Annotated in this window: 26 protein-coding genes and 5 pseudogenes; 24 read left to right on the forward strand and 7 right to left on the reverse strand. The window is 47.2% G+C overall.

Annotated elements, in window-relative coordinates; all coding sequences use genetic code 11:
- Window positions 1–124 precede the first annotated feature (124 nt).
- Window positions 125–337, forward strand: a complete 213-nt coding sequence (gene imm45, locus MHZ97_RS22300) for an Imm45 family immunity protein (RefSeq protein ID WP_309242206.1) — start codon at window positions 125–127, stop codon at window positions 335–337.
- Between the two features lie 44 nt (window positions 338–381).
- On the opposite strand, the pseudogene MHZ97_RS09775 reads toward imm45, so the two are convergent.
- Window positions 382–480: pseudogene (locus tag MHZ97_RS09775) on the reverse strand (SymE family type I addiction module toxin); the annotation flags it as partial.
- Between the two features lie 118 nt (window positions 481–598).
- Between MHZ97_RS09775 and MHZ97_RS22430 the strand changes: the two are divergent.
- The 9 genes and pseudogenes from MHZ97_RS22430 to MHZ97_RS09810 form a co-directional block, all read left to right on the forward strand.
- Window positions 599–850 (forward strand): annotated as a pseudogene (locus tag MHZ97_RS22430) (hemagglutination protein); the annotation flags it as partial.
- A 734-nt stretch (window positions 851–1,584) separates the two neighbouring features.
- Window positions 1,585–2,058: a hypothetical protein gene (locus tag MHZ97_RS09785; protein WP_239314530.1), complete on the forward strand. Its 474-nt coding sequence runs from the start codon at window positions 1,585–1,587 to the stop codon at window positions 2,056–2,058.
- Between the two features lie 375 nt (window positions 2,059–2,433).
- Complete coding sequence (locus MHZ97_RS09790) at window positions 2,434–3,084, forward strand: hypothetical protein (protein WP_239314529.1); 651 nt, start codon at window positions 2,434–2,436, stop codon at window positions 3,082–3,084.
- 313 nt (window positions 3,085–3,397) lie between these two features.
- A complete protein-coding gene (locus MHZ97_RS09795) occupies window positions 3,398–3,664 on the forward strand; it encodes a hypothetical protein (protein WP_239314528.1) in 267 nt (88 codons plus the stop codon).
- A 415-nt stretch (window positions 3,665–4,079) separates the two neighbouring features.
- A pseudogene (locus MHZ97_RS22435) lies at window positions 4,080–4,313 on the forward strand (ribonuclease domain-containing protein); the annotation flags it as partial.
- 13 nt (window positions 4,314–4,326) lie between these two features.
- Entirely contained in the window at window positions 4,327–4,713 is a 387-nt protein-coding gene (locus tag MHZ97_RS09800) for a barstar family protein (protein WP_239314527.1), read from the forward strand.
- A gap of 60 nt (window positions 4,714–4,773) precedes the next feature.
- A complete protein-coding gene (locus MHZ97_RS22440) occupies window positions 4,774–5,055 on the forward strand; it encodes a DUF6862 domain-containing protein (RefSeq protein ID WP_366925712.1) in 282 nt (93 codons plus the stop codon).
- Window positions 5,056–5,332: 277 nt separating this feature from the next.
- Window positions 5,333–6,049: a hypothetical protein gene (locus MHZ97_RS09805; protein ID WP_239314526.1), complete on the forward strand. Its 717-nt coding sequence runs from the start codon at window positions 5,333–5,335 to the stop codon at window positions 6,047–6,049.
- Between the two features lie 192 nt (window positions 6,050–6,241).
- Window positions 6,242–6,670, forward strand: a complete 429-nt coding sequence (locus tag MHZ97_RS09810) for a hypothetical protein (RefSeq protein ID WP_239314525.1) — start codon at window positions 6,242–6,244, stop codon at window positions 6,668–6,670.
- Here the strand turns inward: MHZ97_RS09810 and MHZ97_RS09815 are convergent.
- Window positions 6,638–7,201: an RNA 2'-phosphotransferase gene (locus MHZ97_RS09815; RefSeq protein ID WP_239314524.1), complete on the reverse strand. Its 564-nt coding sequence runs from the start codon at window positions 7,199–7,201 to the stop codon at window positions 6,638–6,640. The genes MHZ97_RS09810 and MHZ97_RS09815 overlap by 33 nt on opposite strands.
- Window positions 7,202–7,373: 172 nt before the next feature.
- Here MHZ97_RS09815 and MHZ97_RS09820 point away from each other — a divergent pair, with 172 nt between their 5' ends.
- The 4 genes from MHZ97_RS09820 to MHZ97_RS09835 all read left to right on the forward strand — a co-directional run bounded on the left by MHZ97_RS09820 (window position 7,374) and on the right by MHZ97_RS09835 (window position 9,178).
- A complete protein-coding gene (locus tag MHZ97_RS09820; RefSeq protein WP_239314523.1) occupies window positions 7,374–7,601 on the forward strand; it encodes a hypothetical protein in 228 nt (75 codons plus the stop codon).
- A gap of 30 nt (window positions 7,602–7,631) precedes the next feature.
- Window positions 7,632–8,414, forward strand: coding sequence for a VENN motif pre-toxin domain-containing protein (locus MHZ97_RS09825; protein ID WP_239314522.1), 783 nt, complete (start codon window positions 7,632–7,634; stop codon window positions 8,412–8,414).
- Between the two features lie 123 nt (window positions 8,415–8,537).
- A complete protein-coding gene (locus tag MHZ97_RS09830; protein WP_239314521.1) occupies window positions 8,538–8,762 on the forward strand; it encodes an HNH/ENDO VII family nuclease in 225 nt (74 codons plus the stop codon).
- Window positions 8,759–9,178, forward strand: coding sequence for an SMI1/KNR4 family protein (locus MHZ97_RS09835; protein ID WP_239314520.1), 420 nt, complete (start codon window positions 8,759–8,761; stop codon window positions 9,176–9,178). Before MHZ97_RS09830 ends, MHZ97_RS09835 begins: the two co-directional genes overlap by 4 nt.
- 48 nt (window positions 9,179–9,226) lie before the next feature.
- On the opposite strand, the gene MHZ97_RS09840 is transcribed toward MHZ97_RS09835, so the two are convergent.
- On the reverse strand, window positions 9,227–9,478 hold the full coding sequence (locus MHZ97_RS09840; RefSeq protein ID WP_308544595.1) for a SymE family type I addiction module toxin: 252 nt from the start codon (window positions 9,476–9,478) through the stop codon (window positions 9,227–9,229).
- Between the two features lie 419 nt (window positions 9,479–9,897).
- Here MHZ97_RS09840 and MHZ97_RS09845 point away from each other — a divergent pair, with 419 nt between their 5' ends.
- The 10 genes and pseudogenes from MHZ97_RS09845 (at window position 9,898) to MHZ97_RS09885 (ending at window position 15,545) form a co-directional block, all read left to right on the forward strand.
- Window positions 9,898–10,338, forward strand: a complete 441-nt coding sequence (locus tag MHZ97_RS09845) for a hypothetical protein (protein ID WP_239314519.1) — start codon at window positions 9,898–9,900, stop codon at window positions 10,336–10,338.
- Window positions 10,335–10,796 carry an immunity 42 family protein gene (locus tag MHZ97_RS09850; protein WP_239314518.1) on the forward strand — a complete coding sequence of 154 codons (462 nt, stop codon included), beginning with the start codon at window positions 10,335–10,337 and terminating at the stop codon, window positions 10,794–10,796. The genes MHZ97_RS09845 and MHZ97_RS09850 overlap by 4 nt, the downstream gene beginning before the upstream one ends.
- Before the next feature lie 92 nt (window positions 10,797–10,888).
- Window positions 10,889–11,419 (forward strand): hypothetical protein, encoded by a 531-nt coding sequence (locus MHZ97_RS09855; protein ID WP_239314517.1) that lies wholly within the window; start codon window positions 10,889–10,891, stop codon window positions 11,417–11,419.
- A 249-nt stretch (window positions 11,420–11,668) separates the two neighbouring features.
- A complete protein-coding gene (locus MHZ97_RS09860) occupies window positions 11,669–12,043 on the forward strand; it encodes a hypothetical protein (RefSeq protein WP_239314516.1) in 375 nt (124 codons plus the stop codon).
- Window positions 12,044–12,321: 278 nt separating this feature from the next.
- Complete coding sequence (locus MHZ97_RS09865) at window positions 12,322–12,717, forward strand: hypothetical protein (protein WP_239314515.1); 396 nt, start codon at window positions 12,322–12,324, stop codon at window positions 12,715–12,717.
- A 76-nt stretch (window positions 12,718–12,793) separates the two neighbouring features.
- Window positions 12,794–12,892: a polymorphic toxin type 17 domain-containing protein gene (locus tag MHZ97_RS22445; RefSeq protein ID WP_366925713.1), complete on the forward strand. Its 99-nt coding sequence runs from the start codon at window positions 12,794–12,796 to the stop codon at window positions 12,890–12,892.
- A 470-nt stretch (window positions 12,893–13,362) separates the two neighbouring features.
- Window positions 13,363–13,776: pseudogene (locus MHZ97_RS22450) on the forward strand (hemagglutination protein); the annotation flags it as partial.
- Between the two features lie 106 nt (window positions 13,777–13,882).
- Complete coding sequence (locus MHZ97_RS09875) at window positions 13,883–14,425, forward strand: immunity 42 family protein (protein ID WP_239314513.1); 543 nt, start codon at window positions 13,883–13,885, stop codon at window positions 14,423–14,425.
- A 604-nt stretch (window positions 14,426–15,029) separates the two neighbouring features.
- Window positions 15,030–15,266 (forward strand): hypothetical protein, encoded by a 237-nt coding sequence (locus MHZ97_RS09880; protein WP_239314512.1) that lies wholly within the window; start codon window positions 15,030–15,032, stop codon window positions 15,264–15,266.
- A gap of 24 nt (window positions 15,267–15,290) precedes the next feature.
- Window positions 15,291–15,545, forward strand: a complete 255-nt coding sequence (locus MHZ97_RS09885) for a hypothetical protein (protein WP_239314511.1) — start codon at window positions 15,291–15,293, stop codon at window positions 15,543–15,545.
- Window positions 15,546–15,594: 49 nt separating this feature from the next.
- Here the strand turns inward: MHZ97_RS09885 and MHZ97_RS09890 are convergent.
- From MHZ97_RS09890 to pspF, 4 genes and pseudogenes are all read right to left on the reverse strand, one after another.
- A pseudogene (locus MHZ97_RS09890) lies at window positions 15,595–15,828 on the reverse strand (SymE family type I addiction module toxin); the annotation flags it as partial.
- A gap of 223 nt (window positions 15,829–16,051) precedes the next feature.
- Window positions 16,052–17,017: a putrescine export ABC transporter permease SapB gene (gene sapB, locus MHZ97_RS09895; protein WP_103795903.1), complete on the reverse strand. Its 966-nt coding sequence runs from the start codon at window positions 17,015–17,017 to the stop codon at window positions 16,052–16,054.
- Window positions 17,018–18,640: an ABC transporter substrate-binding protein SapA gene (sapA, locus tag MHZ97_RS09900; RefSeq protein WP_103795902.1), complete on the reverse strand. Its 1,623-nt coding sequence runs from the start codon at window positions 18,638–18,640 to the stop codon at window positions 17,018–17,020.
- 574 nt (window positions 18,641–19,214) lie between these two features.
- Complete coding sequence (pspF, locus tag MHZ97_RS09905; protein ID WP_239314510.1) at window positions 19,215–20,213, reverse strand: phage shock protein operon transcriptional activator; 999 nt, start codon at window positions 20,211–20,213, stop codon at window positions 19,215–19,217.
- Between the last annotated feature and the right edge of the window lie 82 nt (window positions 20,214–20,295).

Genomic DNA, 20,295 nt, shown 5'->3' on the forward strand with positions numbered 1-20,295 from the left:
GCATGGTGCGTGCGCTGAATAAAATAACGAAGGCTGGTATGCCAGAAAGCGTGCGTATTGCCTGAAAACCCGGTCAGCTACAGAGTCACTCGTCCTGAAGCTGATTTATTCAACAAAGCCGGTTATAGATCTATTTGAAACTCATGGCTTAGTTGTATCTTCTGGTCACAAAGCTGGTCTGATTTTGATATCCTTACCAATTGAAAGTGCGTCAACTGAAGGTAGAGCGTTAAGCACAGAATGGATTATTACCCATTGGGCCAAATGGATTTATCCGGAATGCAATGTTGAAGATGTTCATATCCTTGACGAATATGTAGCAACGCCCATTGAGTAAACAAATGCCAGCCAAACGGCTGGGATTTTAATTTTATCAGTCAGTTACCCTTCAGCCGCCAGCTGAATAATCAACTGTCTCGGCCTGGTGATCACTTCGATCTTCTGCCTGGTCGTAAATCCCAGCGCTTCCAGCCAGCGGCCTCTAATCGGGAACTGTAGCAGCGGGTTCTAGGCCGGTATTCAACTTTTTAATAATGCGCTTGCGATTCACTGACGGCGGTTGTAGTGGCTTATGAGCGCAGGCAACCAGGTGACGATGAAGAGCGGGCAGGACAGCGACCGCTACGACTCGAAGCAGCAGAGCGCCAGCGCGGGCGGCAGCTTTACCTTAGGCTCGATAACCGGCTCGGCCAGCGTCAACGCCTCGCGCGACAGGATGCACAGCATCTGGCAGAGCGTGGAGGAGCAGACTGGCATCTTCGCGGGCAAGGGCGGCTTTGACGTGAGCGTCGGGGGGCACACCCAGCAGAACGGGTCGGTAATCGGCACCACCGCGACGGCGGATAAGTCTGAAGGCAAGACGCTGGAGCAGAAGGCGGATGAGTACGTTGAGGCAGAAAACGAGCGCTATAAGAAAGCAAACTGCGGCGGCATAAGTGCTGAAGCCTGCTCGGTGAAGATGTACACGGAGCGGCGCGAAGCGCTGAAAGATACGGTATCACTGGGCGCTGACTTTATGCCGATCGTGGGAACCCTGAAAAGTGCTGCAGAAGCTAAGAGTGCACTGGATTATCTGGTGGCAGCCGCATCCCGGATACCGGGAGAACGTGTTGCTACGGGTGTGCTGAAAACAGCAGAAAAAGCGCTAACTAAAGGTGATGTGGTTGAAGCGTCGAAGCTGAGTAATAGGGCCAGTGATGAGATATCAGGCTATTTACCGAGTTCCGGACATACATCTTTACCCAGCTCTGGCATCGGATCTAATGCTGCATTTTCAGTTATCAATGTGCAATTAGGTAAAAAACCTGGAAAGCATGTTGAAGATTTCGGTGGTAATGCATCGAATGCGACAGACAGGCAACATGTATCAGATATTATAAATGATATCGGTTCTAATCCTGATAAGGTCGTCGCCGGTAAATTTGCAGGTCAAGGCATATCACAAGGTGCTGACCGCGGAGATGTTTTCTTCAGAATTAAAGGAAATGATGTTGTTGTTACTAAGCCAGATGGCAGTTTTGTCACCATCCTTAAGGATGGTGATAATAACACAACGGTGAAAAATGCATTTAAGGGCGATCCGAAATGATAAATTCTTTAGGGCAATATCAAGTGTGGGTTAGCCATGTTATTGGTGAGAGACTCTCAGGAGTGAGAGGGTTAATCTATGTTTTTGAAACACCTGATTTTGAACATCCACAGCAATTACAGTTTATTTTTTCCAATATGGAGAATAAAGCCAGCTTCAGGTGTGGTAAAGATGGTTCAACTCTGGAAGTAACAGACTTTCCTGTTCAGGGAAATGATCTTGGAGAATATGGAAAGGAAGTAATTATGGATATTTCAAATTTACCATTATTTGTTGATTGTATCGGAAAATCCTTGTTGAAAGTTTATTCGATATTTTCTTCGGTAGAGGATGCCTATATAGGTATCAACTTGGTTTTTGAAAGTGGTTTGAGTTTGATTGCCATAAATGTTGGTGATGAACTAAATATTAGTGATTCTTTATCATCATCATACGAGCATGGTGAAGGTATCCAATATCAAGAGTTATAAATAGTTAATTCCGGCCACCGCCCAGGGGTTTTGATTTATCAGTCAGTTACCCTTCAGCAGCCAGTTGGAAAATCAATTGTTCTGGATCGGCCAGCACTTCAATCTTCTGTCCTACCTCAAATCCCAGTGTTTTCTTTTACGGGTAGTAAGTATAAGCCTGCGACAGCAATTGGTGCCGTAGACTTCTTAACGGGACTATGTAGTTATAACTAATGGAATCAGGAGGATAAGTTAATATCAGAGCCTCAGTACCCATTGAGATATAGTGTCTTACCAGATGATATACAAAATATTTATATCTCGTCTGAACATATCCCATGAATGGAATGAACTGGCTGTATAAAATGATGCTCCCGATTTTTCAGCGGGATCGTGTTGTCAGCCCTACTCAAAATGCTCATTCCTCCGCTTAATCACCGGGACATCACCGGTGTCGTTAAGCGCGCCGTGGAATGCCTTAAACCACTGGAGCATCTTCGGCCTTTCGATGCTGGTGACGCTAAGCCCTTCGTCACGGCCCTACAACTCGAGGGTGTTTTGAGTGGTGATAATACAGGAGCAGAACCGCCTGCGCAGGCGCAACTTAATCTCTTCGGCGGTACAGAAGATGGTCAGGTAAATTTTGCTCAGGAACATGGCAAAAATGTCTTGTCATGCAGTACGGACCCTGATTCGGCTTCATGTCAGAAAGGCCTGGCTATGCAAAATGCGCTGATGGTTGCATTGCCAGCAGGTCTTGGCGGTGGTCTATTGGCAGCGGCAACACCAGAAATAGCGACAGCGGGCAGAGTTGCACTCCAGACTTGCAAAGGCGCCTTTGCCATCTGCCTCAATAATATTGGTATTCAGGTTTCTGAGACAGTTGTTCCGGGCGGAGTTGGAGCTGGTGGAGCAATAGGTATTGGCAAAACAGTTGCAGAGGCGACGACGGCGAAAGCTGAAGCTGTAGCGGCTAATGTAGCTAAAGTTAATCAATTACAGACGAGTACTGTCTTTGACGCAATTAAAGGGTCTCAGCCTGTGTAACCTGGTTCCGTAATTCCTAAGTCCTTTGAAATGACGCTCCCAAATGGACAAAAAGTATGGGTCCATGGTAATGCTACAGAGCATGTGGCTGAATATGCAGCGTCTAAGACCGTTAACTATACTCCTGAAGCAGTAAGGCTCGCGAGTCAAACAGAGCTCAAAAGCTTCCAGGCAGCACTTAACACAGCTTCGAAAAAATGGCATGACTTATGGGCGTATGGAGGTTGATGGTTGGCAGTTAGAAATTAAACCGCCACGTGCAGCAGGAGAACTCCCGATAATTATTCATGCTCGTTATTTAGGGTCACATTAAATGAAAATAGAAATTAATAAATTGCTCAAAATTGTGTTTGATGTGAAAGATTTTGATGAAAATCTACCCTCAGTGCAATTTGAAGTAAGAATTGATGTGCAAAATTTTGCCTATAATTTATGTGCTGAATCAAGCTTTTGGTTCGAGTGTCGGATTTTTGATGAGTTTATTAAAGATATGCAAAAAAATCAGTGCGCTGTTTTAAGGATATCAATGAGTCCTTTGAAATTATCATTGACCCGCATAAAGAAATCCTACAGTGGCTGATGAGAAAAGAAGACCTTGAAGGTAATGTTTCAGTAGCTCAAGGCGCTGAGAAATTAATGGCAGATATGAGGGAAGTTATCTGCCACTTATTCATGGCATATCCCAAATGGTGGTGATTTGACTGTTAATACTAACTGGGCTTGGCTATCTCGTCTATGAGTCGCAACACAGAATCGGCTACTGTCCGTGCAGCAAAAATGGGCGTGAAATGGAGTTCGAGCAATATGAAGCAGGGTATGCCGAGGGGGGTATATCTGTAAATTATTACTGGCAGATGCGCAGTTACCACATAAAGTTAAGACGTTCTATCATAAAAAATGGAGCAACTGAAAAGGCAGTAAATGGTGTAAATGTACGAGATATAAAAACAGGTGAATGTTTTTAGCGGGACCGTAGACTTAAGCCTACTCTTGACAGGATACAGACTGGTGGTTCCTATCCACATAAAAATGATGGAACTACATTCCAGAATCGCCCCAACAGGGATACTGGTGAAACTGGGCTTCCTACGCAACAGCCTGAATACTTTAAGGAATATGTACACCCAACTCCGGGCATTTCTAGTCCTGGTCCCCAACGGATAGCTGTTGGTCAGAAAGGTAAAACATATTATACGAATGACCATTATAAGAACTTTATAAAAATTTAATAGGGGGATACGAATGACTAATAGTAATGATGTTTTCAGATTTATTGATGGTCCGGTATCATATGATACAGGGAAGGTTTTCTTCGCCAGATTAGATCCGTTAATTTCTAATACTGATGAGTTATTAAGATTTCTTTATTACTTGTTATGGTTTCCGGGGTATTTCGGTTTCAACTGGAATGCATTGGAAGATTGCTTGCGTGATTTTAGTTGGGTCAGTGAAGAAAAGATAATAATAGTCCATGATGCGCTGCCTAATATTTCAAATGATGATCTAAAAATATATTTGGAGATTTTAAGAGATACTGTGTTGGATTGGTATGGTTATGAGCAGCATACATTAAAAGTGGTTTTTCAGAAAAAGGATCGTGAGCGCATCACTAAAATTCTATTAACTTGATATCACGTTCTGTAATTCAAGTAAATAAATAGGATTCAGGTTGAGAATAACTAGCTGAGCGTGCAGGAAGCCGAAAGAAAAGCCATTCTGCAGTGTAAGGAGAAGGCTGGCACCATTACGCCTGACGAGCGGCAGGAGCTGTCCAGTTTCAACCAGACCGATAAAATCCGTGACCAGGCTATTCACGATATATGTACACAGGGCAATAAAGGCAGTGCGGCCTGTAGGCGCTGGTCAGCCAGGCTCAGACGGCACTGTATAAATACGGCGACAGGGTTGATTACTCGCTGGTTTACAAAGATCTGTACCCGCAGGAAGCTGCAAATCCTGGAAGCGTACTGAAGGGGCTGGATACGGAAGGCATCAGCCGTGATCAGGCAATAACGGCGATAGCAAAGCAGTCCGGGCAAAGCTGGGACGGCGCAGCGCCCGGCGTAAACCCGACTGAATAAAGGAAATACAAATGGCAGGGCTGTTACTGGCTGCTAAGATGCGGCTGTGCAGATCGGGCGATCACAGCATGGCGGTAGCTTGTGCGGGGGGAAAAGGCGCATCGGGGAAAAAATCTCCGGGTAGCAAAGCGCACCGGGAAAACCTATCAATAAGTTATTGAAATAAAATGGATAAATGGGTTGTGCCGGCCATCTTCGCAACGGAAAATGTTGTTGTTGAGAATAACTTCTTGAGTCAGGGAAGGCCGAAGGACTTCACCGAACAACTCAACGGCTTTAACGGAAATCCATCCTGTGAACAGGGTGTTCGTAAGGATATGGCCAAGGAGTCTGCGGAAAACATCCTGAAGCTAAAATCATGCTGGGAGGCGAGAGATACCGCCTGCGTGGCGCAGATGCGTACCCAGATAGAGCTGAACGAAAAAGCTTACACGGCGTTGCGTGTTCAGGACGATCTCGTAAGCCGTACCTATGAGGACCCGGCAAAGTGGTACGCTGACATCATCGACAACTGTAATGGTCAGTGTGAATGGCTGTCGGCAAGTCTGCAAAAGACGTTCGCGGACGGGATGACAAATGCAGTGTATGGCGCACTGGCAGTGAGTACGGGGAGTTTACCGAAACCGGGGCAGGCGGTGAAGCCTGTCAGTGAAACAATAGGGAGAGGTCTCGTTCCTGAACAAGGTTCCGTCGCAAATGCTAACTTTGCTCAATCAAAAATTAGGGTCAATGAAACATTTAGTGCCGAAGGGGGAGCTAAATATAGTCAAATGGCAGGCCAGCCAGTAAATACTGTGGATGACTTAGCCAATGCGATTCGTAGTGGCCTTATCAAACCAAGTCAACTGTCTGTTGATTATATGGAAATGATGGCACAAGATTAATCCTTAATACAAGAACATCTGTAGCATTAAATCGTGCAGGGATACCTAAATCTGACAGGTAAGGAACCAACTAAACGAACGTGAAAGTACCTGGAATGGATGGTAAACCTACAATGATCTTGCTGCCGATCACTCAATAAGAAATAACCTGCCAGAAACTGGTATTTCAGATATTCCTCGCGGGAGAAAATAATGAGTTCAGGAGCTGCCCTTTCTATTTTAGATCCCTATGAGTGGTTGCCCTCACATGGGGAGAATGCACTATCTGTTGAATCTAAGGGGTTGGATTTAATTATTAAGATCGAATATGACACCGAAGATGAGTATCAGACTTTACATTGTCGTGAGTTACGATTTGATATGGTATGTGCATTTTGTCGTACTGCGTTTCCCGGCGTATCAATGCTCAATATAGATTACGATGTAAGCGTCAAGGATCCATCAACAGGAGCCTTGATTGAATACCCTAATTCTGAGGCTGCATTTGCTTGGAACAAGCATTTTTGTGGCTCAAGACAGATAAAACACTATAAGATTGCTTTTCTTGCTGAAAATGTCTTAATGGAAATTTTTGCTAACAATGTAACTTTAGGTTCTGAATATATTATTCCATCTGAATAAAAGATAATGGGGAACGGATTTAGTTAAACAAACGCCATTATCAGCCTGATAGAATTTAAAGCCCTTTTCATACATGTTTAGGGCTTTAATTTTTAGAACAACTGGTTTGCCATGGCGTAAACCGACTTGAATTGCTGTATCTTCATCTGCGGATAAATGAACATGTTGACGAGATTTTGCATTTAACCCTTGTTCATTAATTGACGGTAAAAATCGTGTAGCGGTTCCATGGTATAGAAATTCAGGGGGGATTTTTTCTTGATATTCAATACCAACCTGTTGTGAGGAATGTCCCTGAACAGCCCGAATACGTAATCCATTTTCTGAAATCGCGAATCGTTTTTTATCACTATTTTCAACAATCGATTTAATCAGATGTTGGTCAAGATCTTTACCGTTTTTAGTTGCACAGATAATTAATAAACCAATATCAGCCCATCCTTCACGATCCAGAGTTAAACCAATGGCTTCAGGGTGGTGACGTAAAACGTAACTTAAAAATTTGCTTACTTCTGCGTATTGTTTATCCATTTACTTTAGTCTCAAAAAGATCCCAGTTCTATATGCCGGGATCATCGTTTAAAAATTGAAAAAATACATTTTATAAAATTATTCCGGCTATTGGAAATAGAGTCTTCTCTTTTCATCGCTGACCATGAAACAAACATGAGTAATTATACCTGGCTAAAGGCTGTAGACCTTTATGAATATGAGCGGCAGCGCTTCCGGCACCACGCGTTCGGCGGTGACGGACGGTGCGATTAGGGGGCGCGACGCTCAGCACCAGGCACAGGACGTGACGGGCCTCAGCCGCGACACTGAAAACGCCAACGGCCGCATCGACAAGATTTTCGACAAGGATAAAGTCAACAACCAGATGGCTTTTGCGCAGGGTGTCAGCATCTGCCATGAAACGTTGTCGGCGATATGAAAGCCCGGGCTACAAAACGGTGGCGGCGCGATGGCGCCGTACCTCGCTAACGCAATCAGGAAAGCCACGACAACCTATGACGCCCAGGGTAACCCGAACACCGTCGTGCTGACGAATACCATGGCGCACGCGGTCGCGGGCGCAGTGCTGGCGCAGATAGCGGGCGGCAGCGCGGCGGCAGGCGCAGCGGGTGCGGCAGGCGGAGAGCTGGCGGCGAAAGCTATCGTGAAGGTGATGTATCCGGACACGGATATCAGCGACCTGACGGAGAGCCAGAAGCAGATGGTGAGCGCGCTGAGCCAGATGGCGGCCGGACTGGCGGGCGGGATCGCGTCGGATTCAGCACTGGGAGGCGGGACCGGGGCGGGGGCCGGGAAGAATGCGGTTGAGATTAATGCTTTGAGCGATCTCCACGAGCAGTTAATCACTTGTGAATCGCAGATAGACAAATTTAAGAAACAGCTAAAAATAGATGAAGAGAAGTTTAGTCAGGAGAACTGCGCAGGGATAAGCGCGGACGCCTGTACTGTTAAATTTTATGATCATCGTAAGAAAGAACTAAACGAAATCACCTCAACCACTGCGGACTTTATTCCTGTTGTAGGTACGATAAAAAGTCTGGCAGAGGCAGAAAGCGCGCTTGATTATCTTGAAGTTGCCGCATCCCTTATTCCGGGAGAGCGAGTGGCTGCTGGGGTATTTAAGTCAGCAAGCAAGGCGCTGGATAAAGGGGGTATTGGGGGAGCGTCGCGGTTGATCAATCTGGCCAGTGACGATATAGGTTCGGCAAAATATTTTTTGGCAGGAACGTAAATATTGGTCGTCAGAGCCAATTAATTTTAATGGTAATAAAGTTTATCAGCGAAATGATTTGTTTGATCCAAAATATGTTGACCCTAAATCGGGGGGGGAATATGGAGTTGATGCAGGCAGGTCGTGTCCCTAGGTAAAGATGGGAAATCTGTTAACTTACATCATATACTACAGAGACAGGATGGCCCTAATGCTGAAGTGACTCAAAGCTTTCACAAGGATAATCATGGTGTTATTCATATTAATGATAATAGTATACCATTGGCAATTAATCGTTCTGAGTTTAACAAATGGCGTTCTGATTATTGGAAGAACAGAGCCAATGATTTTAGATGGAGGGGGTTATGAATAACGAATTACATAAGGTTATCAGTGAACTAAAAAGATTGTCTGGTGATAAAAGAAATAGCTTACCATTACCAGATGATGAGCTTATTAAACAATATGAAAAAGAAATCGGATTTAATTTTACCCCCGATTATAAAGAAGCAATTAAGAAGGTCGGTAATATATTCTATGGCACAATAGATTTATTATCTCTAACCAAAGAGCGAAATTATTATGGTGAGCTGGCACAAGCTTTAGCAGATGCAAGAGAGCAAGGTCTACCAGAGACTTGGTTACCTATCAGCGAAGATAATGGCAGTTACTATTGCATTGATCCTGAAGGAATTATTAGATACTGGACAACGGATGGATACAGTGATGATCACTGGCCAGACCTAGCCAGTTGGATAAAAGAAGTATGGATCGATGGCAATTAAATGAAGATCCCGGCCTCAGTGCCGGGATCGTATTATCAGCCGCCAGGCTCACCCAAAATGCCCGTCCCCGCGCCTGCACACCGGCAGATCGCCGGTGTCGTTCAGCGCTCCCGGAAACGCCTTAAGCCACTGCTTCATCTTCGGTCTGTTGACGGGGACTACGCTCAGCCCCTCGGCGCAACCATACAGCTCGCGGGTGTTCTGGGTGGTGGTGATGATGGCGTCCGGCATCACCCGTATCTTCACCGGCATCCCGTCGGTAAATCCCGCCTGCGCTGTCCACTCGCCGCGTAAAAACAACGCGTTATGCGCTGCCCGGCTGTAGTACTATCATTTTAAATGAAACAGGAAGTATAAGAATTCCTGAAATTGAAAAAGCACTGTTCTATTTTTACTGTGCAAAAAATGAGACAGACCCTTACCCTGTACCGGAGGGTTTATTTAAAAAACGCATGGAAAGATATGAAGAACTGAAAGACGAGCCTGATGCAAAATTCTATCATCTTCATGAAACTTACAATCATTTTGTAAAAGCCTATAATTTAATCACCTGATAACGGTCAGTTACAAAGCGATTATGTAAACCGCATCAATGAACTGATGGAAAAAGGACATCAAAACGGTTGGATAAGCCCTAGGGAAAGGAAGAATTAGAATTTCTTAAAGGGACTCAATTTTAGCTTGAAGCTGACCGTACGCAATCGCTACATAATGCGCTGATGTCTGGTGATTCCGGGGACACGAAGCAACTAACAAGCATTTTGCTGGCTCAGGCAATTGGAACCAGTGCCGCTGGCATAGCTGATGGAGTTGGTAAGGGCAGAGGAAGCGCATTGTCTTTGCCTACCCTAACAAAAGCCAGTAATAGATCGTTTTACAAATCTAATTCAAAACATACGCCTGATCAGCAAGGTAACAGACCTGACGCTGGTGTTGAGCCACAAGATTCGCTGAAACTTTTTGAGCATTCAATTCCAAGCACAAATCAATATTCAAATAGAGAAGTTAGATTTGCTGTTGATGGCCAAGGAAATGTACATCGTTTTGTTGGTATAAATGGTGAGTATCACTGGAACGGAAGCACTGCAGATAAAAATGCTTTAACCAGTGCTCAGATACCAACAGCAATCCAGAAACAATTAGGAGTGAGAATAAAATGATTTATGGCGACCCATTTCGTTTTGCTCTCCAGTTTGATGTCGTTGAAAACTGGAATGAACCGGGAGATATCTGGAAAAATGGCCTTTTTGCTTTATATATCGAAGGTGATAAAGTGTTTGATGTCGTAGATTCTTTTGAGTTGCGAACTACATTCAGTTTTTATTCAAAAATGCCAATAAATGAAATCGCTATTAACGATTTAGATATTGATAAAAGTAAGCTTTACACGAATGCTAAGGATTATTTTCTTGGCGAAAGTGAAAAACTGATTGATGGATTATTTGATATGACATGTATCCCAATGGAAGATAACAGGTGTTATCTTTACTTTATGAAAACGAATGCTGGAGATCGGCTTGTATGGAGTACCAATAAGAGTGGCAAGGTAAATGAGACAGTTCTCGCACCAGGAACAATATTGAATGTGATCAATGAGTTGGCTAACTGCATTTTATAAAAATATTCCAGCTATTGAAAAATAGCCTTTTTACATCGCTGACCATGAAACAAATATGAGTAATTATACCTGGATAAAGGCTGTAGACCTTTATGAACATGAGCTGCAGCGCTTCCGGCACCACGCGTTCGGCGGTGGCGGACGGTACGATCACGGTGCGCGACGCTCAGCACCAGGCGCAGGACGTGTCGGGCCTCAGCCGCGACACTGAAAACGCCAACGGCCACATCGACAAGATTTTCGACAAGGATAAAGTCAACAACCAGATGGCTTTTGCGCAGGGCGTCCAGCAGCTGGCAGGAAACGTTGTCGGCGACGTGAAAGCATGGAAGCTGGATGCGGCAGCGAAAGAGACTTCAGAGCGCCTGCTTAAAGAACATCCTGACTATGCCCGCCTCTCTCAGGCCCAGTTCAATGAGCACGTGCAGAGCGACCCGGGCTACAAAGCGGTGGCGGCGCAGTGGGGCACAGGCGGCACCTATTCGATGGTGGCGACCGCAGTGGCGGGCGCGCTGGGCGGGCTGAGCGCCAGCAACCTGGGCGCCGCAGCGGGCGACGCGATGGCACCGTACCTCGCTAATGCAGTCAAGAAAGCCACGACAAGCTATGGGCGAAGACTGTGACCGCAAATTTTAATTAATGACCTTTATAGACCTAAGGCGAAAGTCGATAGCGGAAGTACTGCGGATGCGGTCCTTTATGAACTTGCAACAGAAAAAAAAGCTAGGGAAAGAGGCCATGTTGAAAAGCTAAAAAATATTCCAAAGTGCTTCAGGATTGGATGATTAAAATCCTGAGGCTTCTCAGGCGGATAGGTCTGCGGTCGAGAATGTATTTAAAGATATGCAAAATGTACTAAAAGGTAAATAGGAATGAATAATTATATTGAGGATTATTTGATTTTTCTAACTCTAAAGTCAACGCCAATAAGAGATACTGTAGAAAAGTCTGTAGAACATTGGTTTCCGGAATCACCACCTACTATTCTATTATTTTCACAAGTAGGGAAGGCACTTGCAGCTCAGCTGTTTTCACTGAGTAATGCAGAAAAATTAGTTTTTTTTCAGCATATCGAAGTAGGAATGTGTTCTGAAAAGGAGGGGCTGGCTACGGCAGTTGCTACCGGACTAGTAGAATCATTAGTTACCGCTTCAGATGAAAATGTAGAGCTCTGGGAAGAAATCGAAAGATGTTTACGGCCTGAATCCAAAAAACATGCAATGGCCTGGAAAAACTTCGGTCAGTAATAATAATTTAACTGCAGCTATTGGCTGTGGTTTTTACTTTATAAATGAAATTCCAAACCCAGAATGCGCCATTCTTCCCTACCTTACGGGAGCAACTGCGTGCGGAATTGCATTAGACCGTTGTGCGGAATTCAGAGCCGCAAATGAGCTTCTATTGACAAATCCAGGTTTAAAACTTAAAGATATTCAGTTCACTCCTGCGATTCGACCAAGAACCAGAGAAGTTGTCCCTCGCTGTGAAAATTGCAAAATATATTTGGTGCTGAATAATGATATATATGGATGATGATTTTTTAGAAAATGACCTGGACTGGTTTTTATCCGCTCAGGACGGTTTTATAGCTCACTTTGCAACAGGGGGGAAAGGCCCAGTTCCGGATGTAATTAGAGAATCCATTGATAATTATGAATTAATTTATGATTATTTTTACTCTCTGGAGCCTTTATCTGAGGTGGAAGTTGTTGAATGCAATCTTCCTGATTTTTCAGATGAAAAAACGCGCTTTCACTATTTGAAATCATTTATCGAAATGTCACGCAAGGGATTATTTAGTTATGACTACAGGGATGGCGAGTATAAGTTAATATCAAGGCCTCAATGCCCATTGAGATATAGTGCATTACCAGATGATATAAAGGGGGTTATTTATACCTCATCCGAAAATAGAACATAAGTGGAATGAATTGGTTGTAAAAATAAAATGGGTGAAAGGTCTTTCCCGCACGGCAGGGCAATAACTTGAATGGAATGTGCAGTTATCGCGAACTGGAAAGTCTCAGTTAGGTTGGGCAACGCGAGATGGTTCACATCTTAATGTATCTCTAGATGGAAATATTATACATAAGTGATGATCATGAAGATAAATTTTTACCACGAAGTCGAAGTTAAGGAAAGCGCGAAAAACAGCAAGTACGCAAAATAAAAAGGAGTTGTTCTTGGGATCAGTGAAGAAGACGATATTATCTATGGTTACACAATAATGATTCATGATAAAGAAAATACAGTGTAAATTGAGAAGGATGATGTTTTTCCTACGGGTACTGTCTTTAGGCGAGAAGACTTTTAAAAAGTATGTCTCAGCGTGACGCTTATGATTACATGGTGATTCAGGACCAGTAAAGTTTGATCACAGTTTCCCATGACATGGAAATTAAGCTATTAAGAAGTGCCTGATGGTAAAGATAAATCTGGCGGACATAACTTGAGGGTTAAATGATGGGGAATATTAAGCTATTAAATTATCCAGAGAAGTCTATCCTGAGAGGAAGGGTTTTCAGATTGCCAGCGGTGTGGCCTTAACATAGCGCCGGACGAAGTTGTTGTTGAGAATAACTATCTAAGCAGTAAACAGATAGATGGCTGGTCGGCAAAAATGAAGTCCTGCCAGGCTGGCGGTAGTGACTGTAGCGGTATCATTAAGAAGTATTAAGAACGGAGTAGCGCTCAACAACATCTCATCAGTGATTGTGTAAGCAACCCATTAACCTGCCAGCAGAAATACGGCCATGTATTGAATGATAGTTTGACAGTGAAACAAGCCATCGATCGTGCATTGGGGGAAGATATCACGATAAAGATGGTTTACGATTCAACAGCGACATTTGCGCAGCAAATGCAGGCCGAAGGCGCTGTTGCAACCAGTAAAGTCTCAGAAGCACTTCAAAAAGAATACGATCTGGACGAAGTTAAGGCAGGAATTATTGCGGGTGCTGCTGCATCGGCGTTCTGGGGGGCGTGGTAATGGTCTGGAAGTAGAGAGGACAAAACAGTCCCGGTGAAAAAAAGTGAAGTTCCCAACAGGGTAAAAAAATTGGTTTACCCGGAAAGTGGAGGTAAATATGATTTTTGGTGATCCATATCGTTTTGCTATTTGGGCAGAATATGTTCCTCAATGGAGTGATTCTTACAAGAATGGATTATTTTATTTAATAGTTAACGGTAATTTGTATCCCGCAGATATAAGAACATCAACCTTATCCGCTGATCTTTATGAAATTACTGATGAAGATTGTGCTTTAGTTCCATTTCCTGAAAATAGAGATATTTTCACCTTGCCGACAAAAGAGGCTTTTGATACTTTATTTAATCTGGCATGCCCAGAACCTTCGGATGAAGATGAGTACCCGGATCAGGTTTTTGATTACTGTATCAAATCTTCAAATGTTAGTAGTTTTGGTGGATGTTTTTTTGCTGTTGCAAATGATAGTTCAATGAGGATTATCGGAGGTCAGACTGAGCATCTTATTAAAGATGAAGGTGCAGAAAAAAACACATGGAAATATGTTGCTAACCCAATAATAGAGGATGTAATCCTTCCTAAGGATGAAATAAAGGAAATCATCATGCAGGTAAAAGGGTATGCAGATTTTCTTAAGAAATAAAAAGCAAGATTTTAAGCTGGTGGCTATGTTAAATAATGAATTTTTAGGTCATTTAAAGTTTCGTTCATTTTTCATAGAAAAGATAAGTTGTTAGATTATTATGTTGTTTTTAAAGCATTATAGTCTGTTTGGATATCGTTGATTATTAGTGAAGGTGTATAAAAATTCTCATAAGAATCTTGTGAGCCATCACTCTTAGATATAAATGAAATTGATGATGAGTTTGCATATCAGATTCAAAATGTTGCAGGGTTAAGCTGTTATATCGGGAAAAAGATATTAAATATTTTTGAGGTCAGGATAAAGTAAATCGAAGATAGATGTGCCGGTATATATTTTGATTGCGAGGGTTGTGGGTTCAGTACACTGGAGATTAATGGGTGTTTGGCAATTATTCATGAAATCAGCGGTAATTTACAGAGTGATATTTACTTAGTTAAATTGTAATGTCTTTTAAAAAAACGCGCAGAAGAGTAATAATGTTGAGAATAACTTTCTTACTGAAATCGCGCAGGCGCAGTCTGAAGGTAAGATTCCAGAGCAGAAGGCCGGTGCGTGCGTTCAGGCGGAAAACGAGCGCTAAAAGAAGGCCAGCTGCGGCAGCATGAGCGCCGAAACCTTTTCGGTGAAGCTGTACGAAGAGCAGCGGAAATTGCTAAGAGATACGGTATCACTGGGCGCTGACTTTATGCCGATTTTTGGAACCTTGAAAAGCGCAGCAGAAACTAACAGTGCGATAGATTATTTGATGGCCGCCACATCTTTTATAACGCGAGAACGTGTTGTTTCAGGAATCCTTAAAGTAGCAGAAAAAGTACTGGCTAAAGGCTTGATGAGTTAGGGATCAAGAGCATAGAGGTGAAAATTGTCAAAGAGTCGCGAAGTCAAACTAGCTAAGATCGTTGCAGATCTGGCTATTTTCTTAGAGTTTACGAGCGAAGAGCTTCTTGATCCTGATACTGCTGTAGAAGCAATGGAACAAGTAGCAGCAGAACTTCAGTTGTTAGATGAGGAAGAACGAAACAATCTTGCTAATATTTTTATTGATTTATCAAATGAATATGAAGGCGATAAATCAGAATATGTTAGGGATTTACCCGAATCTTTAGGTTTAATATGATTAACGAATCCCGGCCACTGAGCCGGGATCGCTTTATCAGCCGTCGGGTTTACCCACAGTGCCCGTTCCCGCGCTTAATCACCAGCAGATCGCCGGTGTCATTAATCGCTCCCGGAGACCCTTCCAGCCACTGGAGGATCTTCGGCCTGTTGATTCCGGCGACGCTTAAGCCCTCGGCGCAACCCCACAGCTCGCGGGTGTTCTGGGTGGTGATGACGATGCAGTCCGGCATCACCCGCATCTTAACCGGCATCCCCGGCGTAAACCCTGCCTGTGAAATCCACTCGCGGCGCAAAAATATCGCGTTATGCACGGCCCGGCTGGTAGCCAACAGCGTCAGGACGCTGATGGAAAGTGAAAGCTTGTCAGCAATAATTACACGCCTGCCGCGGGCAGTTCTTTAAACCTGCCCGAACCATTTGATGCGCCCGTACGTGAACAATCTGCTTACGACGTAAGTCTCGTATGGACAAACATACAAGAAACGCACCGCCATCCCACATTCCCTACCGCAACGCATACCACTCTTTATGCTTCAGCGGATTCAACGCCGCGCCAATAATATCGGAAACCACGTTCACCAGAATCACCAGCCCGCCAACCACCATCACGCCTGCGGAAATCGCCGCGTAATCCTGCTGACGAATCGCATTAATAAGCCAGCGGCCCAGTCCAGGCCAGTTGAACACCATCTCGGTAATCATCGCCAGCGTGAGCATGGTGGAAAACTGCAGGCCCAGACGCGGGATCACCGGCGGCAGCGCATTATGCAGCACATGGCGGCGGATCACGGTAAAACGAGACAGCCCGCGCGTGGCGGCCGCCTTCACGTAGTTTTTATCCATCACCTCGCTGGTGCTGGCGCGCAGCAGGCGGATCACTTCGGTAGCGGGGGCGACCGCCAGCACAATCACCGGCAGGATCATATGCGTCACTACGCTGACCAGCATCTCGTGACGCCACGGCGACGGGCTCAGCCAGGCGTCAACCAGCGCAAGCCCGGTAATATTTTGCACCGGATAGAGCAGGTCAAAGCGGCCGGACACCGGCAGCCAGCCGAGCGTCAGCGAAAAGAACAGCGTAAACAGCAGCGCCAGCCAGAATACCGGCATCGAAAAGCCGAGCAGCGCCAGCGCGCTGATTACCTTGTCCTGCCACTTATTGCGCGTCACGCCGGCGCAGATGCCGAGCGGAATACCGGTCAGCAGCGCCAGCACAAATGCCAGCACGCACAGCTCAAGCGTGGCGGGGAACACCTCGCGCAGCTGCTGGCCGATCTCCTGGCCGTTGGTGCTGGAGACGCCGAAATCAAACTGCAGCATGCCGCTAAACCAGAACCACCAGGCGTCGAACAGCGAAGCGCCCTCCAGCGGCGCGTTGGGCGTAAAATAGCTCAGGCTAAAGCCCACCAGCGACAGCAGGAACAGGGTAATCACCAGCAACAACAGGCGACGCAACATATAGATGATCACTTACGGCTCCTCGCGCTCATCACGGTAAACTCCGGCAAAAGAGGCGTTGCCGAACGGGCTTAACACCAGGCCTTTAATATCGTGGCGGTAGGCCTGCAACCGCAGCGAAGAGGCGAGCGGCAGCACCGGCAGATCGCGCGCCAGCATCTGCTGCGCCAGATGATAGTTCTCAATGCGGCCCGCCAGCTGCTGCGACAGCAGCGCCTTCTGCAGGGTCTCATCGAAGCCAGGCGAGCACCAGTGCGCATAGTTGGTCTGCGAGCGAATCGCCGCGCAGCTCAGCAGCGGACGGAAAAAACTGTCGGGATCGTTACTGTCGGTCGCCCAGCCGGTCAGAGTGAGATCGTGGTTCATCGCCATCAGCTGCGCTTCCTGAAAGCGGCCCTCTACGGGGGCAATGCTCACCTTAACGCCAACCTGCGCCAGATCGGCCTGCAGCAGCTCCGCCGTTTTCAGCGGGCTGGGGTTCCATGCCTGTGAGGCGGACGGCACCACCAGACGCAGATGCAAATCGGTAATACCCAGCGACGCCAGCATCGCGCGCGCTTTTTTCGGATCATATTCAGTGACGCGCGCTTCGTTATCGTAAGCCCAGGAGGCACGCGGCAGCACCGAAGCGGCGGTTTCCGCCGTCCCGTAGTAGATCGACTCCATCAGCCGTTCGTTATTGATCGCCAGCGCCAGCGCGTGGCGTACTTCAGGACGGTCCAGCGGCGCTTTGCGGGTGTTAAATGCCAGGTAGGCGATGTTCATGCCGGGCCGCAGCGTCATGCGCAGGCGGGGATCGTCGCGCAGGATAGAGATCTGACTGGCGGCGGGATAAGCCAGCACGTCGCACTCGCCCGTCAGCAGTTTGGAGAGCCGGCCCGTGCCGCCCGCGCCCATATCGATCACCGCCTGCTGCAGGCGCGGCACCCCTTTCCAGTAGGCGGGATTGCGCGCCAGCCGAATATACTGTCCGGCGCGATATTCGCTGAGCTGATAGGGGCCAGTGCCCACCGGCTGGCGATCGAGCTGCTCCTGTCGGCCGCTGCGGGTCAGCTGGTCAGCATATTCCGCTGACAGCACCGGCGCATAGTGGGTTGCCAGATGCCAGAGAAACGAGGCGTCCGGGCTGTTAAGCCGGATCTCAACGGTATTGCCGTTGAGCTTTTTAACGCTCTGCACCGAATCAGCAAACTGCAGGCTGTCGAAGTAGGGGTAGTTGCCGCCGTTAACGTTGTGCCACGGATGGTTGCGATCGAACATGCGGGCAAAGCTGAACACCACATCATCGGCGTTCATCGCGCGCGTCGGCGTGAACCAGGAGGTACGCTGGAAAGAGACCTTGCTGCGCAGGTGGAAGCGGTAGGTTGCGCCGTTATCGCGCACTTCCCATGAAGATGCCAGGTCGGGCACCAGGCGATAGGTGTAGGGATCGACATCCAGCAAACGGTCGTAGAGCTGCGCGGCAAGGGTATCCACGGCGAGGCCGCTGCTCGCCATCTGCGGATTAAAGGTGTTAAGCGTGCCGTTGACGCAGTAAACAAAGCCGCTGTGGCGAATATCGCGGCTTTCTGCCGACCAGGCAGAGGCGCTTAATACGCTGAGGATAAGCATCAGCGACGAAATTAGTTTTGACATAGAACTCAACGCTGTTCGGGCAATAGGCTGAGTGTATCGCAAAGGCGGCGATGTCCCAAAACATGGTGAAGCGGCTGGGGGGATTTTCGCCAGAGGGTGGGGTATAGACACACCCTTGCTGTGGTAATGAGAAAAATTCTCAATTAGAGCTTTACAGGTGAGAACAAGAATGATTATTATTTGATTGCGCTTCAGCGGTGGCTCTACCGGTGAAGAGCACGACATTGCTCACATTGCTTCCAGTATTGTTGCCCGCGCAAGCGGGCTTTTTTTTTCCCGTCATCTTTTGCGCTGCTGCTGCGTTGGCTGCGCTCGTCTACCCCGGTCACATACTAATGTATGCTCCCGGCGATATCCTCGCTTGCCGCCTTGCTTCAGCACAAAAGCTTTAGGGAAACGGGCCGTCATCTTTTGCGCTGCTGCTGCGTTGGCTGCGCTCGGCTACCCCGGTCACATACTGATCTATGCTCCCAGGGATATCCTCTCTTGCCGCCTTGCTTCAGCACAAAAGCTTTAAGGAAAGCGGGCCACCAACTTTTGCGCGACTGCTGAGGCTGCTCCAGCCATGCCAAAATCACGCCTCATCGCGCGCCTGAATACCGTGCTTCTTCATCATCGCCCGCAGCTGATGATAGGTCACACCCAGCAGATCGGCGGCGCGACGCTGGTTATATTTCGCCTGCTGCAGGCTGGCCTCCACCAGCGCGCGCTCCTGCTGGTTCTGCCACAGGCGTAAATCGAGCGGCAAAGCGGGCAGGGCGTTGGCGGAGGCCTCCGGCGCGGTAGTCCCTGGCTGCGCGCGCGGCGCAAAGGGATTAATAATGATGCGATCCAGCGGCTCGTCGCTGCTGTGATGACGGTAAACCGAACGCTCCACCACGTTTTTTAGCTCGCGCACATTGCCCGGCCACTGATACGCCAGCAGCGTCTCCTGCGCCTCGGGCGTAAAGCCCGGAAACAGCGGCAGCCCCAGCTCGCGGCACATCTGAATAGCGAAATGCTCCGCCATCACCAGAATGTCGCTGCGCCGCTCGCGCAGAGGCGGCAGCTGCACCACGTCAAAGGCGAGACGGTCGAGCAGGTCGGCGCGGAATTTCCCTGCCGCCGCCAGCGCAGGCAGATCCTCGTTGGTGGCGCACACCAGCCGCACGTTAACCTGCAGCGCGTGATTGCCGCCGACGCGCTCCAGCTGGCCATACTCGATGACGCGCAGCAGCTTCTCCTGCACCAGCATCGGGGCGGTCGCCAGCTCGTCGAGAAACAGCGTGCCGCCGTCCGCCCGCTCGAAGCGGCCCAGATGGCGCTTCTGCGCGCCGGTAAAGGCGCCCGCTTCATGGCCGAACAGCTCGGAGTCGAGCAGGTTTTCATTTAGCGCGGCGCAGTTAAGGGAAATAAAGGGGCCCTGCCAGCGGTCGGAGAGGTAGTGCAGGCGGCTGGCGATCAGCTCTTTGCCGGTGCCGCGCTCGCCGACGACCAGCACCGGCTTCTCCAGCGGCGCCAGCATGGAAACCTGCTCGAGGACTTCAAGAAAGTTATTGGACTCGCCTAACAGGTTATCGTTGCTATCAGCCATGATGAAATTCACCACCTCTTAATCAATTTAACTACCTTACGCCACGCGGGCTTCCGTGTAAAAAATAAATATCTATAAAAAT

Origin of the sequence: Pantoea sp. ACRSC (assembly GCF_022346785.1) — a bacterium.
Taxonomy (GTDB): Bacteria; Pseudomonadota; Gammaproteobacteria; order Enterobacterales; family Enterobacteriaceae; genus Pantoea; species Pantoea alvi.

Bases quoted from the DNA above. Each gene is read 5' to 3' on its own strand.
- MHZ97_RS09880 (WP_239314512.1), top strand. From the start codon at position 15,030: ATGAGCGCCGAAACCTTTTCGGTGAAGCTGTACGAAGAGCAGCGGAAA.
- MHZ97_RS09865 (WP_239314515.1), top strand. From the start codon at position 12,322: ATGGATGATGATTTTTTAGAAAATGACCTGGACTGGTTTTTATCCGCT.
- MHZ97_RS09785 (WP_239314530.1), top strand. From the start codon at position 1,585: ATGATAAATTCTTTAGGGCAATATCAAGTGTGGGTTAGCCATGTTATT.
- MHZ97_RS09845 (WP_239314519.1), top strand. From the start codon at position 9,898: ATGTCTGGTGATTCCGGGGACACGAAGCAACTAACAAGCATTTTGCTG.
- MHZ97_RS09795 (WP_239314528.1), top strand. From the start codon at position 3,398: ATGAAAATAGAAATTAATAAATTGCTCAAAATTGTGTTTGATGTGAAA.
- MHZ97_RS09810 (WP_239314525.1), top strand. From the start codon at position 6,242: ATGAGTTCAGGAGCTGCCCTTTCTATTTTAGATCCCTATGAGTGGTTG.
- MHZ97_RS09815 (WP_239314524.1), bottom strand. From the start codon at position 7,201: ATGGATAAACAATACGCAGAAGTAAGCAAATTTTTAAGTTACGTTTTA.
- MHZ97_RS09825 (WP_239314522.1), top strand. From the start codon at position 7,632: ATGGCGCCGTACCTCGCTAACGCAATCAGGAAAGCCACGACAACCTAT.
- sapA (WP_103795902.1), bottom strand. From the start codon at position 18,640: ATGTCAAAACTAATTTCGTCGCTGATGCTTATCCTCAGCGTATTAAGC.
- MHZ97_RS09850 (WP_239314518.1), top strand. From the start codon at position 10,335: ATGATTTATGGCGACCCATTTCGTTTTGCTCTCCAGTTTGATGTCGTT.
- MHZ97_RS09860 (WP_239314516.1), top strand. From the start codon at position 11,669: ATGAATAATTATATTGAGGATTATTTGATTTTTCTAACTCTAAAGTCA.
- pspF (WP_239314510.1), bottom strand. From the start codon at position 20,213: ATGGCTGATAGCAACGATAACCTGTTAGGCGAGTCCAATAACTTTCTT.
- MHZ97_RS09820 (WP_239314523.1), top strand. From the start codon at position 7,374: ATGAATATGAGCGGCAGCGCTTCCGGCACCACGCGTTCGGCGGTGACG.
- MHZ97_RS09805 (WP_239314526.1), top strand. From the start codon at position 5,333: ATGGATAAATGGGTTGTGCCGGCCATCTTCGCAACGGAAAATGTTGTT.
- MHZ97_RS09875 (WP_239314513.1), top strand. From the start codon at position 13,883: ATGATTTTTGGTGATCCATATCGTTTTGCTATTTGGGCAGAATATGTT.
- MHZ97_RS09855 (WP_239314517.1), top strand. From the start codon at position 10,889: ATGAACATGAGCTGCAGCGCTTCCGGCACCACGCGTTCGGCGGTGGCG.
- MHZ97_RS09800 (WP_239314527.1), top strand. From the start codon at position 4,327: ATGACTAATAGTAATGATGTTTTCAGATTTATTGATGGTCCGGTATCA.
- MHZ97_RS09835 (WP_239314520.1), top strand. From the start codon at position 8,759: ATGAATAACGAATTACATAAGGTTATCAGTGAACTAAAAAGATTGTCT.